This is a genomic window from Ruegeria lacuscaerulensis, from assembly GCF_013034685.1.
Taxonomy (GTDB): Bacteria; Pseudomonadota; Alphaproteobacteria; order Rhodobacterales; family Rhodobacteraceae; genus Ruegeria; species Ruegeria lacuscaerulensis_B.
The window spans coordinates 51,845-65,215 of sequence record NZ_WQGO01000005.1; the positions used below are offsets into that span (position 1 = coordinate 51,845).

Annotated in this window: 12 protein-coding genes; 7 read left to right on the plus strand and 5 right to left on the minus strand. The window is 59.0% G+C overall.

The features are described 5' to 3' along the window. Positions 1-60 precede the first annotated feature (60 nt). Both GOV80_RS13845 and GOV80_RS13850 read left to right on the plus strand, forming a co-directional pair. Positions 61-822: an HAD-IIB family hydrolase gene (locus tag GOV80_RS13845; protein WP_170785582.1), complete on the plus strand. Its 762-nt coding sequence runs from the start codon at positions 61-63 to the stop codon at positions 820-822. An 18-nt stretch (positions 823-840) separates the two neighbouring features. Beyond that, positions 841-2,070, plus strand: coding sequence for a glycosyltransferase family protein (locus GOV80_RS13850; protein WP_170785584.1), 1,230 nt, complete (start codon positions 841-843; stop codon positions 2,068-2,070). Here GOV80_RS13850 and GOV80_RS13855 read toward each other — a convergent pair. Together GOV80_RS13855 and GOV80_RS13860 are read right to left on the minus strand one after the other, a co-directional pair. Next, positions 2,054-3,826: a sugar phosphorylase gene (locus GOV80_RS13855; RefSeq protein WP_336510160.1), complete on the minus strand. Its 1,773-nt coding sequence runs from the start codon at positions 3,824-3,826 to the stop codon at positions 2,054-2,056. The genes GOV80_RS13850 and GOV80_RS13855 overlap by 17 nt on opposite strands. Before the next feature lie 95 nt (positions 3,827-3,921). Next, complete coding sequence (locus GOV80_RS13860) at positions 3,922-4,542, minus strand: TetR/AcrR family transcriptional regulator (RefSeq protein WP_170773104.1); 621 nt, start codon at positions 4,540-4,542, stop codon at positions 3,922-3,924. 192 nt (positions 4,543-4,734) lie between these two features. Between GOV80_RS13860 and GOV80_RS13865 the strand changes: the two genes are divergently transcribed. The 4 genes from GOV80_RS13865 (at position 4,735) to GOV80_RS13880 (ending at position 8,507) form a co-directional block, all read left to right on the plus strand. Further along, on the plus strand, positions 4,735-5,664 hold the full coding sequence (locus GOV80_RS13865) for an AEC family transporter (RefSeq protein ID WP_170785586.1): 930 nt from the start codon (positions 4,735-4,737) through the stop codon (positions 5,662-5,664). A 105-nt stretch (positions 5,665-5,769) separates the two neighbouring features. Next, complete coding sequence (fghA, locus tag GOV80_RS13870) at positions 5,770-6,603, plus strand: S-formylglutathione hydrolase (RefSeq protein ID WP_170785588.1); 834 nt, start codon at positions 5,770-5,772, stop codon at positions 6,601-6,603. A 3-nt stretch (positions 6,604-6,606) separates the two neighbouring features. After that, positions 6,607-8,055: a Si-specific NAD(P)(+) transhydrogenase gene (gene sthA / locus GOV80_RS13875; RefSeq protein ID WP_170785590.1), complete on the plus strand. Its 1,449-nt coding sequence runs from the start codon at positions 6,607-6,609 to the stop codon at positions 8,053-8,055. Continuing rightward, positions 8,052-8,507, plus strand: coding sequence for a YaiI/YqxD family protein (locus tag GOV80_RS13880; RefSeq protein WP_170785592.1), 456 nt, complete (start codon positions 8,052-8,054; stop codon positions 8,505-8,507). The genes sthA and GOV80_RS13880 overlap by 4 nt, the downstream gene beginning before the upstream one ends. An 89-nt stretch (positions 8,508-8,596) precedes the next feature. Here the strand turns inward: GOV80_RS13880 and GOV80_RS13885 are convergent, their stop codons facing one another. Continuing rightward, positions 8,597-9,832, minus strand: coding sequence for an MFS transporter (locus GOV80_RS13885; RefSeq protein WP_170785594.1), 1,236 nt, complete (start codon positions 9,830-9,832; stop codon positions 8,597-8,599). 147 nt (positions 9,833-9,979) lie between these two features. Between GOV80_RS13885 and zapE the strand changes: the two genes are divergently transcribed. Next, a complete protein-coding gene (zapE, locus tag GOV80_RS13890; RefSeq protein WP_170785596.1) occupies positions 9,980-11,038 on the plus strand; it encodes a cell division protein ZapE in 1,059 nt (352 codons plus the stop codon). 75 nt (positions 11,039-11,113) lie between these two features. Here zapE and GOV80_RS13895 read toward each other — a convergent pair whose 3' ends face one another. Continuing rightward, positions 11,114-12,388, minus strand: a complete 1,275-nt coding sequence (locus GOV80_RS13895; RefSeq protein WP_170785598.1) for a bifunctional folylpolyglutamate synthase/dihydrofolate synthase — start codon at positions 12,386-12,388, stop codon at positions 11,114-11,116. Beyond that, the gene (gene accD, locus GOV80_RS13900) at positions 12,385-13,317 is read right to left on the minus strand and encodes an acetyl-CoA carboxylase, carboxyltransferase subunit beta (protein ID WP_170785600.1); all 933 of its coding nucleotides are present in this window, start codon (positions 13,315-13,317) and stop codon (positions 12,385-12,387) included. Before accD ends, GOV80_RS13895 begins: the two co-directional genes overlap by 4 nt. Between the last annotated feature and the right edge of the window lie 54 nt (positions 13,318-13,371).

Below are 13,371 nucleotides of genomic sequence, written 5' to 3' on the forward strand. Positions count from 1 at the left end.
TCGCTGGGGCATGGTTTTCTAATTTCACGATATGAAACTCTGCACGACCCCTCCCCGGCCATGACGCGCGCGCCTGATTTATTGGTTTTTTCCGATCTCGACGGGACGCTGCTGGATCATCACGACTATAGCTGGGCAGCCGCCAAACCCGGGCTTCAGCGCCTGTCTTATCTGAAGGCCGGTCTGGTCTTGGCCAGCAGCAAAACCGCGGCTGAAATTCTGCCTCTGCAACAGGAACTCGGGCTTGTCGGGATGCCCGCCATCGTTGAAAACGGCTCGGGCGTTCTATGGCCGGACCAGCCCAATAGCGGCGAAACCTGTTATGCCAAGCTGCGCGCAAGTCTCGCAGAACTGCCCAAGGGATTTGAAGGCTTCGGGGATATGTCCGATAGCGAGATCGCCAATTTGACGGGCCTCGACCCCCAGCAGGCGTCGCTTGCCCGACAGCGTCGGTTTAGCGAGCCGGGCCTGTGGACTGGCTCCACTTCAGGCCTTGAAGCATTCCTTGCTGCCGCGCAGGAACACGGATTGCACGCGCGTCAGGGTGGGCGATTTCTGACCTTGTCGTTTGGCTCGACCAAAGCGGACGCGATGCGCGAGGTTATCAGCCACTTTACCCCTCGTCTGACGATCGCTTTGGGGGATGCTCCGAATGACCGTGAGATGCTGGAGCTGGCCGATCACGGCGTGGTCGTTCACAACCCCCACAGCGCTGGGATATCGCAGTTTCCGTCCGATACCGAAGCCCGCATTCTCAGAACAAAACAGGCAGGTCCACAAGGGTGGTCGGACGCGATTTTGGCGCTGACCCGGGATCTTTGACAAAACGAGGCGCACGACATGGCCGATTTTCACCAGAACGGAAACATTACCACTCTGCACAACCTGCGCAGCCGACCCGCTGGCCAGTTGGCCCATGAAATCTCGGTCTTTGCCGAGACGCGCAAGATCACTCTGATCCTGCCCTGCCTCTATTCAGAGTTGGCAGGTCCCGCATTGACCGGGATTTTGCACGAACTGGCGCAAGTGCCCTACCTGCACCGCGTCATTATTGGGTTGGATCAAGCGGATGAGACGCAATATCGCCACGCGCGGGCGTTCTTTGCCGATCTGCCGCAAAACCATGCCGTCATCTGGAATGACAGCCCCCGCCTGACTGCGTTGCAGGCGCATCTGCAAGAACTGGGACTGGCGCCGCAAGAGCCGGGCAAGGGCAAGAATGTTTGGTCCTGCATAGGGTATCTGCTGGCTTGCGCCGACAGTTCGGTGATGGCGATCCATGATTGCGATATCGTGACCTATGACCGGCAAATACTGGATCGTCTGGTCTATCCGGTGGTGAACCCAACCTTTCCGTTCCAGATGGCCAAGGGCTTTTATCCGCGCATCGGGAACGGAAAGCTGAACGGCCGCGTCACGCGCCTGCTGGTTAGCCCGCTGCTGATCGCGCTTAAAAAGGTGATCGGGGATCGCGACTACCTCGATTACCTGCGCAGTTTCCGCTATCCGCTGTCGGGCGAGTTCGCCATCCGCACCCCCACCCTGCCCGACCTGCGCATTCCATCCGATTGGGGGCTAGAGATCGGCGTATTGTCTGAAGCGTGGCGTAATCTGGCCCCGAAATCCGTCTGTCAGGTCGAGATTGCCGACAATTACGACCACAAACATCAAGACCTTTCGCCCGAGGACGCAAATCGCGGCCTGTCGCGTATGTCCACCGATATCTGCAAGGCGATCTTCCGCAAACTGGCCGCCGATGGCACCGTGTTTACGCCCAATACGTTCCGCACGCTCAAGGCGACCTACTATCGCTCGGCGCTGGATCTGCTCGAGGGTTACTATACCGATGCCAAGATGAACGGGCTGGAACTGGACCGCCACAAGGAAGAGAAGTCCATCGAGCTGTTCGGCGAAAACATCATTCGCGCCGGGCAGGTGTTTCTGGACAACCCGCATGAGACGCCGTTCATCCCTACATGGAACCGAGTGCATTCGGCCGACCCCGAGTTTCTGCTGCGTCTCAAGGCCGCCGTATCCGACGATCTGGACGAATTCAGCCCGCGTTCGTGATCCAGCGGCACTGATACGGAGCCAGAACAATATCCGGGCCGTTGGTGGCTAGGATTTCGCCGGTCAATGCGTCGGTCCAGACCTCTTCGGCGATCATATTGATCTCGGCGGGGCTGACATGGACCAATTCAGCCGAGACATTGTGCAGCGCAAAGATCGACTGGCTTCGATCCAGACTCTGCCGCCAGATGCCAAAGACGCGATCATCCAGCCGCAGGGTAAACTGCGTGGCGTTGGGGTGAAAGGCCGGTTGCTGCGACCGCAGGTGCAGACGTTTGGACAGCGCTGACAATACCAGCGCCTGATTTGACCCCGGATCGGCCAGACGTGCCAACAAATCGGGATAGTGCCAGCGATGCCGGTTGATCGCCCGGTTCATGCCGCGCCGTTCGACGGCCTCGTGATCATTGGGCGTGGCCAGAAGGGAATGGATGAAAAAGGCTGGTATCCCCTCCAAAGACATTACGATGGTCTGCGAACAGATGAACCGTGCCAGATGATATTGATCGGGGCCGTGGAACGTCTCGGACATGGCATCGAAATACCCGCAGTTAAGCTCATAGGGTTCCTCGCGCCCGTCGGGCAGCGCGCGCATCGAAACCAATCCGCCGATCCGGCGCACCGTGTCGATCATTCGGTCCTTTTCCTCGGGGGGCAAAACGCCCTCGGCGGGGCGCATCCCGATGCCGTCATGGCTGGCGGTGAAGTTTAGATAGGCGCAGCCCAGCTGCGCGGGTGGCATCGCGGCCTGCCATTCACGCAGATATTGCGCCGTACCTGATTGCATCGCATGCAGGATCAAAGGCGGCAGAGGGAAGTTATAAACCGCGTGCGCCTCGTTCCGGTTGCCGAAATAGCTGAGGTTTTCAGTCCGCGGCACGTTGGTTTCCGTAAGCAGAACCAGCGTTTCGGTGGCATAGTCGCACAACAGCCGCAACAATTGCACGATGGCGTGCGTTTGCGGCAGGTGGATGCAATTCGTTCCGATCTCTTTCCACACGAACGCCACCGCATCCAGTCGCAGTATACGCACGCCCTTGTCGATGTGCAGGCGGATGATCCGCAGCATCTCGATCAGAACCTCGGGGTTCGAGAAATCCAGATCGACCTGATCGTGGCTGAAAGTGCACCAAACGTATTTCTCGCCCTCGCTGGTATCGACTAGCCGCAACAACGGCGTGGTGCGAGGACGGACAACCGCAGACAGATCATCCTCGGGTGAAGCTTCGAAAAAGAACCGGTTATGTGGCGGTTTACCCTGCAGATAATTTGTGAACCACATACCCTGACTTGAGACATGGTTCAGCACAAGATCGGACATAAGGTGGAAATCACTGGCAATCCGAGTGATGTCCGGCCAACCTCCCAGCTGCGTACTGACGCTGTAATAATCCGATACGGCGAACCCATCATCGGAGGTGAATGGAAAGAACGGCAGGATATGAACGCCGTTGACCACCCCGTTCAGGTGACGGATCAGAAAATCATGCAGCAGATCAAGCGGCTTGTGCACTTGATCTTCGATCGAATTGCCGTAGGTGATCAGAACGCTGTCTTTCTCGGACCAAAGACCATTGCCCGGCTTGCGTCCTTGTTTGCGACGATGTGTGCCGGTTGGCCAGAACGCCTCGGACACACGCTTCGCAATGTCCGGCACGTCCTTGTCAGGGTAGATCTGCGCGACAAGCTCAGCCAGCCGGCGCGAGAAACTGGAATTCACACTGGTCAAAAGTTCCGGGCCTTTGGTTTCATACACCCGATGGTTCGCTATTATTCCTGCGCAGTCAAACCCAGCCTTGAGGCGACGCGCAGAGCCACGTCCCAATGCCTAAAGTTTAACCAAATCCCGACCTATCGAACCCCGTAATTTGCCATGAACATGTCGACCGCCTGCAAGGCGACCGCATCTATTTCGTCCTGCGAAAACTGGTTCTGAATTCCAAAAACGGCCCGCGCCCAGATCCGCACCTTACACAACTCCGAGAACTGCTCGGCCGCGAGTTGCACATCCTCAATCGCCAATTCGCCATTTTTGACTGCCAGTTGCAGATACTCCGCAATGTGGCCGGTACCGCGTTTTGGCCCGGCCTCAAAAAACGCGCGGCCCAGTTCCGGGAACCTGTCACGCTCGGCGACGCAAATACGGAAAACCTGTTGTGCGAAATCGGATACAAGAAATGCGGTCAACTGTTTGGCCGTGATCAACAGAACGTCGCGCACCGGCAGCGTATCGTCCACCATCGACACGACGTGTTCGGCCATGAGGGTACATTCTGTCTGCGCAACTTCCATGAATAACAGACGTTTATCAGGAAAATAGCTGTAAAGCGTCGCCTTGGACACCCCGGCTGCGCGCGCAATATCGTCAACACTTGCGCCTTCGAACCCATCCGCCATGAACACCTCGCGCGCACCGCGCAATACCTGATCGAACTTGCGTCCGGTGCGCAAAATGGCGGCTGGTTCTGACATGCTCACTCCGTTGATGAAGAGGTTAAAGTTTATAAACCGTTTAGTTCAGACACAACGATTCGCACAAAATGATGCCGCCGAAACCCTACAAAACCGGTAATTTTGTCTAGACGTATCCAACGCGGTCTTTGATCCCCATGACCATACATACGCGGCCTTGCCGTTCTGCCAAACCGTGCTAACACTTCGGCCATGGTCGATATCTTTTTGCGCACCCTGCCTTTTTTCGCGATCATCGGCCTGGGATACTGGGCCGGTCGCACCCGCTTTTTTACCGAAGAGGCGACGGCCTATCTGACAAAATTCGTGTTCTATTTCGCCCTGTCGGCGATGCTGTTTCGGTTTGCCGCCACTCTGCCTTTCGCCGAGATTTTCAACGCGCGCCTTGTCATCGGCTATCTTATAGGCACGGTGGCCGTCTACGGACTGGCCACTTGCGTCGCTTGGCTGCGCAGGCTCGACATTCCAACCGCCGCGGTCGAGGCACAGTGCGCGGCTATCGGCAACGTGGGGTTTCTGGGCCTTCCGATGCTCGCGCTTCTGTTCACCGAGGCCGCGATCGGCCCCGTCATGCTGGTGCTGACCGTTGATCTGGTGGTGTTCTCGTCGCTGATCGTGATCCTGATCAATGCAGGTCGCGACGGGCGGTTGGCCCCGGCCACGTTCAAACTAATCGGACTGGGTCTGGTAAAAAACCCGATGATCGTGTCCATCTCGACCGGAATGCTGTGGTCCGCCATGCAGTTTCCTGTCCCAGCGCCATTGAATGACTTTCTGACCATTCTTGGCGGTGCAGCCACACCCGGCGCGCTTTTCGCCATCGGGGCGTCGCTGGCCTCCAAATCCGCCGAACGGGTTCAGGTCGCCGGGTGGTTGAGTTTTTGCAAACTGGTGGTTCATCCCGCCTGTGTGGCGGTGGCCTTGCTGTGGATCATGCCAATTGCCGCCTTTCCGGCCTCGGTGGCCATTGCCGCCGCTGCGCTGCCGGTCGCCGGAAATGTCTATATGCTGGCCGCGCACTATAACGTCGCCCCTCATCGGGCATCGGCGGCTATCCTTCTGTCGACCGCCGCAAGTATCCTGACCGTTCCACTGGTCATCGCGTGGGTCAGCACGCCCTGATCATCACCTTTCCGAAAAATGCGCGCACCCAGTGTCCACCGCACTTTACGTGCGGCTTTTGGGCGGTTAGCCATGGCGCAACCCCAATGTAAGGACACAAGCCAGATGGAAACCGTTTCGGAAAACAACTGCTTCGGAGGCGTACAGGGCGTCTACTGCCATGCCTCGACCGCTTGCCAATGCGACATGACCTTTGGCCTGTTTCTGCCTGCCGAGGCCAAGGACGGCCCAGTTCCGGTCCTGTGGTATCTTTCGGGCCTGACCTGCACCCATGAAAACGCGATGACCAAAGCGGGCGCGCAGGCGTGGGCGGCAGAACAAGGGATTGCGGTTGTGTTTCCCGACACCTCTCCGCGTGGTGAGGGCGTGGCCGATCACGAGGACTACGATCTGGGCCAAGGTGCGGGCTTTTACGTGAACGCGACCCAAACCCCTTGGGCCCCACATTTCAACATGTGGGATTACGTGGCCGAGGAACTGCCAGCCCTGCTGGCTGAAAACTTTGCCATCGACATGGAGCGTCAGGCCATCTCCGGCCATTCGATGGGCGGTCATGGCGCGCTGACGCTGGCAATGAACCTGCCGGGGCGCTATCGCTCAGTCTCGGCTTTTGCGCCGATCTCGAACCCGACGGGGGCCGATTGGGGTCGCAAGCAGTTGAGCGCCTATCTGGGTGATGATGAGGCCGCATGGACCAAACATGACGCCTCGCTGATGATGAAGGAAAAAGGCTTTGACGGCCCCATCCTGATCGACACCGGGGCCAGCGATCAATTCATGGACCTGCTGCGCCCCGAGGCGCTGGCGCAGGCGATTGCTGAGCGTCGCCAACAGGCAACCTTCCGGCTACAACCGGGTTATGACCATTCGTATTTCTTTGTGTCGACCTTCATGGAAAATCATATCACCTTCCACGCCGAGGCGCTGTACGGAGACTAACGCATGAGCGATTTCGACTACGACCTGATCATCATCGGGTCTGGCCCTTCGGGGCGGGCGGCTGCGATTCAGGCAGGCAAACTGCAACGCCGGGTGCTGGTGATCGACCGCAAAGACCGCTTGGGCGGCGTTTCGGTTCACACCGGTACGATCCCGTCGAAGACCCTGCGGGAAACCGTGCTGAACCTCTCGGGCTGGCGCGAGCGCAGTTTCTATGGGCGGTCCTATCGGGTGAAAGACCAAATCCGGGCCGAGGACCTCAAGGCCCGGTTGCACATGACGCTGGATCACGAGGTCGATGTTCTGGAACACCAGTTCAACCGCAACCACGTGGAAACGCTGAACGGTCTGGCGAAATTCGTCGGCCCGCATGAGATCGAGGTTGCAACGGATGCGGGCAAGACGACCCGGCTGACAGCCGCCAAGTTCCTGATCGCCACCGGAACCAAGACCTACCGGCCCGATTATGTGCCCTTCAACGGCAAGACCGTGGTGGACGGCGACGATTTTCTTGAAATGGACGAGATCCCCCGGTCGCTCTGCGTGATCGGCGCGGGCGTGATCGGGGTGGAATATGCCACCATGTTCTCGGCGCTGGATGTGCGGGTCACGTTGATCGAGCCGCGCGAGACCTTTCTGGACTTCATCGACAGCCGGTTGATCCACGATTTCACCCATCAGATCCGCGAAAACGGCGTGGACTTGCGGTTGGGTTCGGCGGTCGAAAAGATCGAGGATGCCGGCGGCCATGTGGAAGTCACGCTGGACAATGGCCGCCACGTGCGGGCAGAGATGCTGTTGTTTGCCGCCGGGCGCATGGGCGCGACATCGGCCCTGAACCTGTCGGCGGTGGGTCTGGAGACAGATCACCGCAACCGGATCACGGTGGATCGCAAGACTTATCAAACCGCTGTGCCGCATATATATGCGACGGGCGACGTGATCGGGCATCCCTCTCTGGCATCCACATCCCTACAGCAAGGTCGCGTCGCGGCCTGTCATGCGCTGGAGACCCCAACCCTGCCGGAAAGCCCGTGGTACCCCTACGGCATCTACTCCGTCCCCGAGATTTCCACCTGCGGCATGTCCGAAGAAGAGCTTCAAGAACGCGGTATCCCCTATGAGGTCGGCGTGGCGCGGTTCCGCGAAACCTCGCGCGGGCACATCATGGGACTGGAGCACGGGATGCTGAAGATGCTGTTCTCGCTGAAGACCCGCCGGGTGCTGGGGGTGCAGATCGTTGGTGAAGGCGCAACCGAGCTGATCCACATCGCGCAGGCCGTGCTGAACCTGAAGGGCACCGTGGACTATTTTGTGCAGAACACGTTCAACTATCCGACACTGGCCGAAGCCTATAAAATCGCCGGGCTGGATGCGTTCAACCGAATGCCCATTCCCGAAGAGTTCAAGGTCAAGAAAAAACCCGCAGCGAAACAGGCGAAAAAGGCGTGACCACGCTTTATGTCGATGCCGATGCCTGCCCGGTAAAAGCCGAGGCCGAACGTGTGGCGACCCGGCACAAGGTACCGATGGCACTGGTGTCAAACGGGGGTTTGCGCCCCTCGGCCAATCCTTTGGTACAGGTTGTGGTCGTATCTGAGGGCGCGGACGAGGCGGACAAGTGGATAGCCGAGCGCTGCGGTGTCGGCGATGTGGTGGTGACGTCCGACATCCCGCTGGCCGCGAAATGCGTCGAAGCCGGTGCTCGGGTTCTCCGCCCCAATGGCGAGGCCTTCACCGCCGCCAATATCGGCCAGCAACTGGCGATGCGCGATCTGATGGCCGACCTGCGCGCGGCCAATCCGCTGGGCGCTGGTGGCGGAGGGAAACCGTTCAACAGGGCCGACCGATCCCGGTTTCTGGACGCTTTGGAACGGGAGTTACGCGCGGCACAAAGGGCGTAACGCTCCCGCCCGTCGAAGCCGCATCAAAGATGCGTCACCTCCGGTTGGGCCGGGCAGCGCGTGTCGCGCTGCGGTTTTTAAGGCCATGGTCACGCTGGAACAGGGGTACGGTTTTCGCGGATGGGCAGGTGAACGATTGCGCTGAAAGCACCGATGGCAACGCCGATCCACCAGACCATCGTGTAGTCGCCATAAGCGTCATACATGCGGCCCCCCAACCAAATGCCCAAAAAACTACCAATCTGGTGACTGAAAAAGATGATCCCGTAGAGCGTACCCATATACCGCAACCCAAAAAGATGAGCGACCAGCCCTGATGTCAGCGGGATTGTGGCCAGCCATAGCGACCCCATGACCAGAGAAAAGACGATGACAGAGATCGGTGTAATCGGAAAGACGATGAAGACAGCGGCCGCAAGTGTCCGCGCCGTGTAGACCCCGGCCAACAGATATTTCTTGGGAAAGCGGCTACCCGCCCAACCCGCTACCAGTGTGCCGCCTATATTAGCCAGACCGATCAGAGAAATCGACACAGCCCCCAGCGCCGATGTTGTCGTGATCCCGACGGCGTGCAGTACTCCTCCTGGTTGGATCGGCCCACACATCTCAGTCACGAAGGCGGGGAAATGGGCGGTGATGAAACCCAATTGGTAGCCACAGCTAAAAAAGCCTAGAAAAATGAGCGCGTAAGATGGGTCTCGGAAAGCGCGCGCCAGGATTTCACCCATGCTGTCCTGCAACTCGGCCTTGGTGGCCGCTTGCGGCGCGCGCATGAAAGGCAAGGTCAGGACAAGGGCCAGAATAAGCAGCGCAAAGATGATGAAAACCTGCTGCCAGGGCAGAAAGCTCAGCATCCATTCGGCTGCGGGGGCGCCAAGGACCTGTCCAAAGCTGCCCGCTGCCGTCACGATAGCCAGAGACATCGAGCGGTTCTGATCCGAAGACGCCCGCCCGACAACAGCCAGGATTACACCAAACCCGGTTCCGGCAATGCCAAAACCTACAAGCCAAGCGTATAGTTGATGTTCGAACGGTGTCACCGACCACGCGGTCAGGACCATGCCCGCGGCATAAGTCAGCGCTCCAAGAACAATCGCGCGCCTGTCACCAATTTTTTCCGCAAGCGCACCAAAGATCGGCTGGCCGATCCCCCAGGCCAGGTTCTGAATCGCAATCGCCATCGAGAAGTCGGTGCGCAGCCAGCCGAATTCGTCGGCGATCGGAATCTGGAACACCCCGAACGACGCGCGTACGGCAAAGCTAACCGTGATGATGATGCAGCCAACGATCAGGATCGGGTTCAGCAGGCGTTCGTATTGCGGCATTGGGCCCTCGGACGGTTCGGTCCAAGGACGGTAGAGGAAATCTTGACGTGGTCAATTCAGGAGTTTTGGGACTTCGGATCAGCAAAATTGATGCGTCGCGGGAATGGCCGCTTTTCAACGGGCTGCGCGGCGGGTATGCCTCGGAATATGACGGATTTGATTTCGCTTTACGAGGCACGCATTGCCGATGGCAGCCTGACCCGAGACGATGCGCAAGAGGCTGTTCTTCCTCATTTCGAACGTATCCGTCAGGCTCTGGCCGCCCCGGTTAAACGCGGATTTTTCCGCAAGGCCCCACCTGCACCGCAGGGGTTGTATCTGTGGGGCGGCGTTGGGCGCGGCAAGTCGATGCTGATGGACATGTTTGTCGATGCGCTCGAGGATATTCCCGCACGACGCGTTCATTTTCATGCCTTCATGCAGGAAATCCACGCCGGGATGCACAAAGCCCGCGCCGATGGGGTCGAGGATGCGTTGGCCCCGGTGGCCGATGCGGTTGTGAAATCCGTCCGCCTGCTGGCTTTTGATGAGATGCAGATCACCGATATCACCGATGCGATGATTGTGGGCCGACTGTTCGACCTGCTGCATGCAGGCGGTGTGGCGGTTATCACGACCTCGAACAGGCACCCGGACGATTTGTACAAGGATGGCCTGAACCGGCAGCTGTTCCTGCCATTCATCGCGCATATCAAGGAACAGCTGCAGGTTTGGGAGTTGGTCTCGCCCACCGACTATCGCCAGAACCGTCTGCAAGGAGCGCCGGTCTATTTCACCCCGATTGGACCTGAGGCGCGGCAGAGCGTTCGGGCTGTGTGGCAGGACTTGTCCGGGGGGCAGGCCGATCCGTTGGTTTTGCAGGTCAATGGTCGCACGGTCGAGCTACCGGCGTTTCGGAATGGGGTGGCGCGCGCCAGCTTCTATGATCTGTGCGGGCGGATGTTGGGGCCTGCGGATTACCTGGCCATTGCAGAAGCCATCAAAGTGCTTGTGTTAGAGGATATTCCGCGCCTGTCGCGCAACAATTTTAACGAGGCGAAACGCTTTGTGACGTTGATTGACGCGCTTTACGAGGCGAGGGTGCGGTTGATTTGTTCGGCGGCCGCAGCACCTGAGATGCTGTATGTCGAGGGTGAAGGGACGTTTGAATTTGAACGCACCGCATCACGTCTGCGGGAAATGCAGGCACAGGATTGGGGGACCTAGGGGGCTCTGCCCCCGACGCGCTTTGCGCGCCTCCCCCGGGATATTTTTGGCCAGATGAAGCTGCGCGGATTGGGGTTAGCCGTTTTCGCGCAGGATGTGACCAGCCAGATAGAGCGAGCCGCAGATCAGGACGCGGGCTTGCGGGTCAACAGTGACGATGGCGGTCAAAGCATCCATGACACTGTTTGCAGTAGTGGCCGGCAGATTGACTTTGGCGGCCGCGGATGCGGTGTCTTCGGCGCTAAGCGTGGCGGCTTCTCCCGGTATGGAAACGGCAGTCAGGCTTTCGGCCTGCGCGGCCAGCGGAGCTAGATATCCGGTGACGTCCTTGGTGTTGAGCATCCCGCAGATCATATGGGTGGGGCGTTTAGGCAGTTTCGCCAGCACATCGCCCAAGGCGATCCCGGCGGCGGCGTTGTGGCCTCCGTCCAGCCATAGCTCGGCTTGGGGAGCGGCATCAACGAGCGGGCCGGTTTTCAGGCGTTGCATCCGAGCTGGCCATTCGGCGCGGGTGACGGCGGCCTCATAGGCGTCATCGCCCAGGTTCAGGTGGCGCAGGACCGCCAGCGCGGCACCTGCGTTCTGGATCTGATGTGCGCCCAACAGGTTTGGCAGAGGCAGGTCGCGCAGACCCGTTTCGTCCTGATAGATCAGGCGTCCGTTTTCCTCGTGCACATGCCAGTGCTGGCCGTGAACCAACAGCGGTGCGCCAAGACGGGCGGCGGTGTACTCGATGACCTCGAGCGCCTCGTCCGGTTGGGGTCCGACGATGCAGGGCACGCCGGGTTTGATGATCCCGGCCTTTTCCGCGGCGATCTTTCCCAGTGTATCGCCAAGGAACTGTTCGTGGTCGATGGACACGGGCGTGATCACCGTAACTGCGGGTTCGTGGATCACATTGGTGGCGTCTAGACGCCCGCCAAGACCCACTTCGAGCAAAGTGTAATGGGCCCGTGTGCGCGCAAAAGCCAGAAGGGCGGCGCAGGTCGTGATCTCGAAATAGGTGATGTTTTCGCCGTTATTGGCAGCGTAGCATTCGTCCAGCACCTCGGTCAGGGCGGGTTCCGAGATCAACTCTCCGGCCAATCGGATGCGTTCGTGGAACCGGGCCAGATGCGGCGAGGTATAGGCATGGGTTGACAGCCCTGCCCCTTCTAGCCCTGCGCGGATCATCGCCTGGGTCGAGCCTTTGCCATTGGTCCCTGCGATATGGATCACCGGGGGCAGCATCTCTTGCGGGTTATCCAGCGCGGCCAGCAGACGCCACACCCGATCCAAGGTCAGGTCAATGATCTTGGGATGCAGTGCCATCATCCGGTCGAGGATGACGTCAGAAGACGGTGAGGTCATTTTTCGTCCGCAGGTTCAGCCAGTGCTTCGGGCTGTGCTTTTTCCGGAGCTGGCGCGGGCAGATCGCCTTTCACTGCCGGCGGCTGGTTCAGCAGCATCCGGGTGATGGTGATCAACTCGTCCCGCATTTCGGTGCGCTTGGTGACGCGGTCCAGCATACCGTGATCCAGCAGATACTCAGCGCGCTGAAAGCCTTCTGGCAGTTTTTCACGGATGGTTTGTTCGATCACGCGCGGCCCGGCAAAACAGATCAGTGCGTTGGGTTCGGAAATGTGCACGTCACCCAACATTGCATAGGACGCGGTGACGCCACCGGTGGTCGGGTGAGTTAGGACGACGATATAAGGCAGACCCGCCTCTTTCAGCATCTCGACCGCCACAGTCGTGCGCGGCATTTGCATCAGGCTGAGGATGCCTTCCTGCATCCGCGCACCCCCAGCAGCAGAAAACAGGATCAACGGGCGTTTCAGCTTCACAGCCTCTTGCGCGGCGGCGATGATGGCGTTGCCAACATACATGCCCATCGAACCGCCCATGAAGGAAAAGTTCTGCGCCGCAGCGATGATCGGAGTACGGCCGATTTCACCAGCAGCGACCAGCATCGCCTCTTTCTCGCCGGTCTTTTTCTGCGCCGCCTTCATGCGGTCGGGGTATTTCTTCTGATCGCGGAACTGCAACGGGTCGTCTTTGGGCGCAGGGACCTCTACCTCGGTAAAGATACCGCCGTCGAACAGGTGAGCAAAGCGTTCCCGTGGGGTGATCGCCATGTGATGATCGCATTGGGTGCAAACATTCTGGTTTGCCGCCAGTTCGCGGTGAAACAACATCGTTCCGCATTCATCGCATTTGTGCCAAAGGTTTTCGGGAACCTCGCGGCGCGAAAAGATCGAGTTGATCCGGGGGCGGACGTAGTTTGTGATCCAGTTCATGTCGGAACCTTGCTAATGCGGCTTTGACGTCAAATAAGACGCAACGGAAAGAAA

Coding starts and splice junctions, on each gene's coding strand:
- accD (WP_170785600.1), bottom strand. CDS start 13,317: ATGAACTGGATCACAAACTACGTCCGCCCCCGGATCAACTCGATCTTT.
- GOV80_RS13860 (WP_170773104.1), bottom strand. CDS start 4,542: ATGTCAGAACCAGCCGCCATTTTGCGCACCGGACGCAAGTTCGATCAG.
- GOV80_RS13895 (WP_170785598.1), bottom strand. CDS start 12,388: ATGACCTCACCGTCTTCTGACGTCATCCTCGACCGGATGATGGCACTG.
- zapE (WP_170785596.1), top strand. CDS start 9,980: ATGACGGATTTGATTTCGCTTTACGAGGCACGCATTGCCGATGGCAGC.
- sthA (WP_170785590.1), top strand. CDS start 6,607: ATGAGCGATTTCGACTACGACCTGATCATCATCGGGTCTGGCCCTTCG.
- GOV80_RS13845 (WP_170785582.1), top strand. CDS start 61: ATGACGCGCGCGCCTGATTTATTGGTTTTTTCCGATCTCGACGGGACG.
- GOV80_RS13865 (WP_170785586.1), top strand. CDS start 4,735: ATGGTCGATATCTTTTTGCGCACCCTGCCTTTTTTCGCGATCATCGGC.
- fghA (WP_170785588.1), top strand. CDS start 5,770: ATGGAAACCGTTTCGGAAAACAACTGCTTCGGAGGCGTACAGGGCGTC.
- GOV80_RS13885 (WP_170785594.1), bottom strand. CDS start 9,832: ATGCCGCAATACGAACGCCTGCTGAACCCGATCCTGATCGTTGGCTGC.
- GOV80_RS13850 (WP_170785584.1), top strand. CDS start 841: ATGGCCGATTTTCACCAGAACGGAAACATTACCACTCTGCACAACCTG.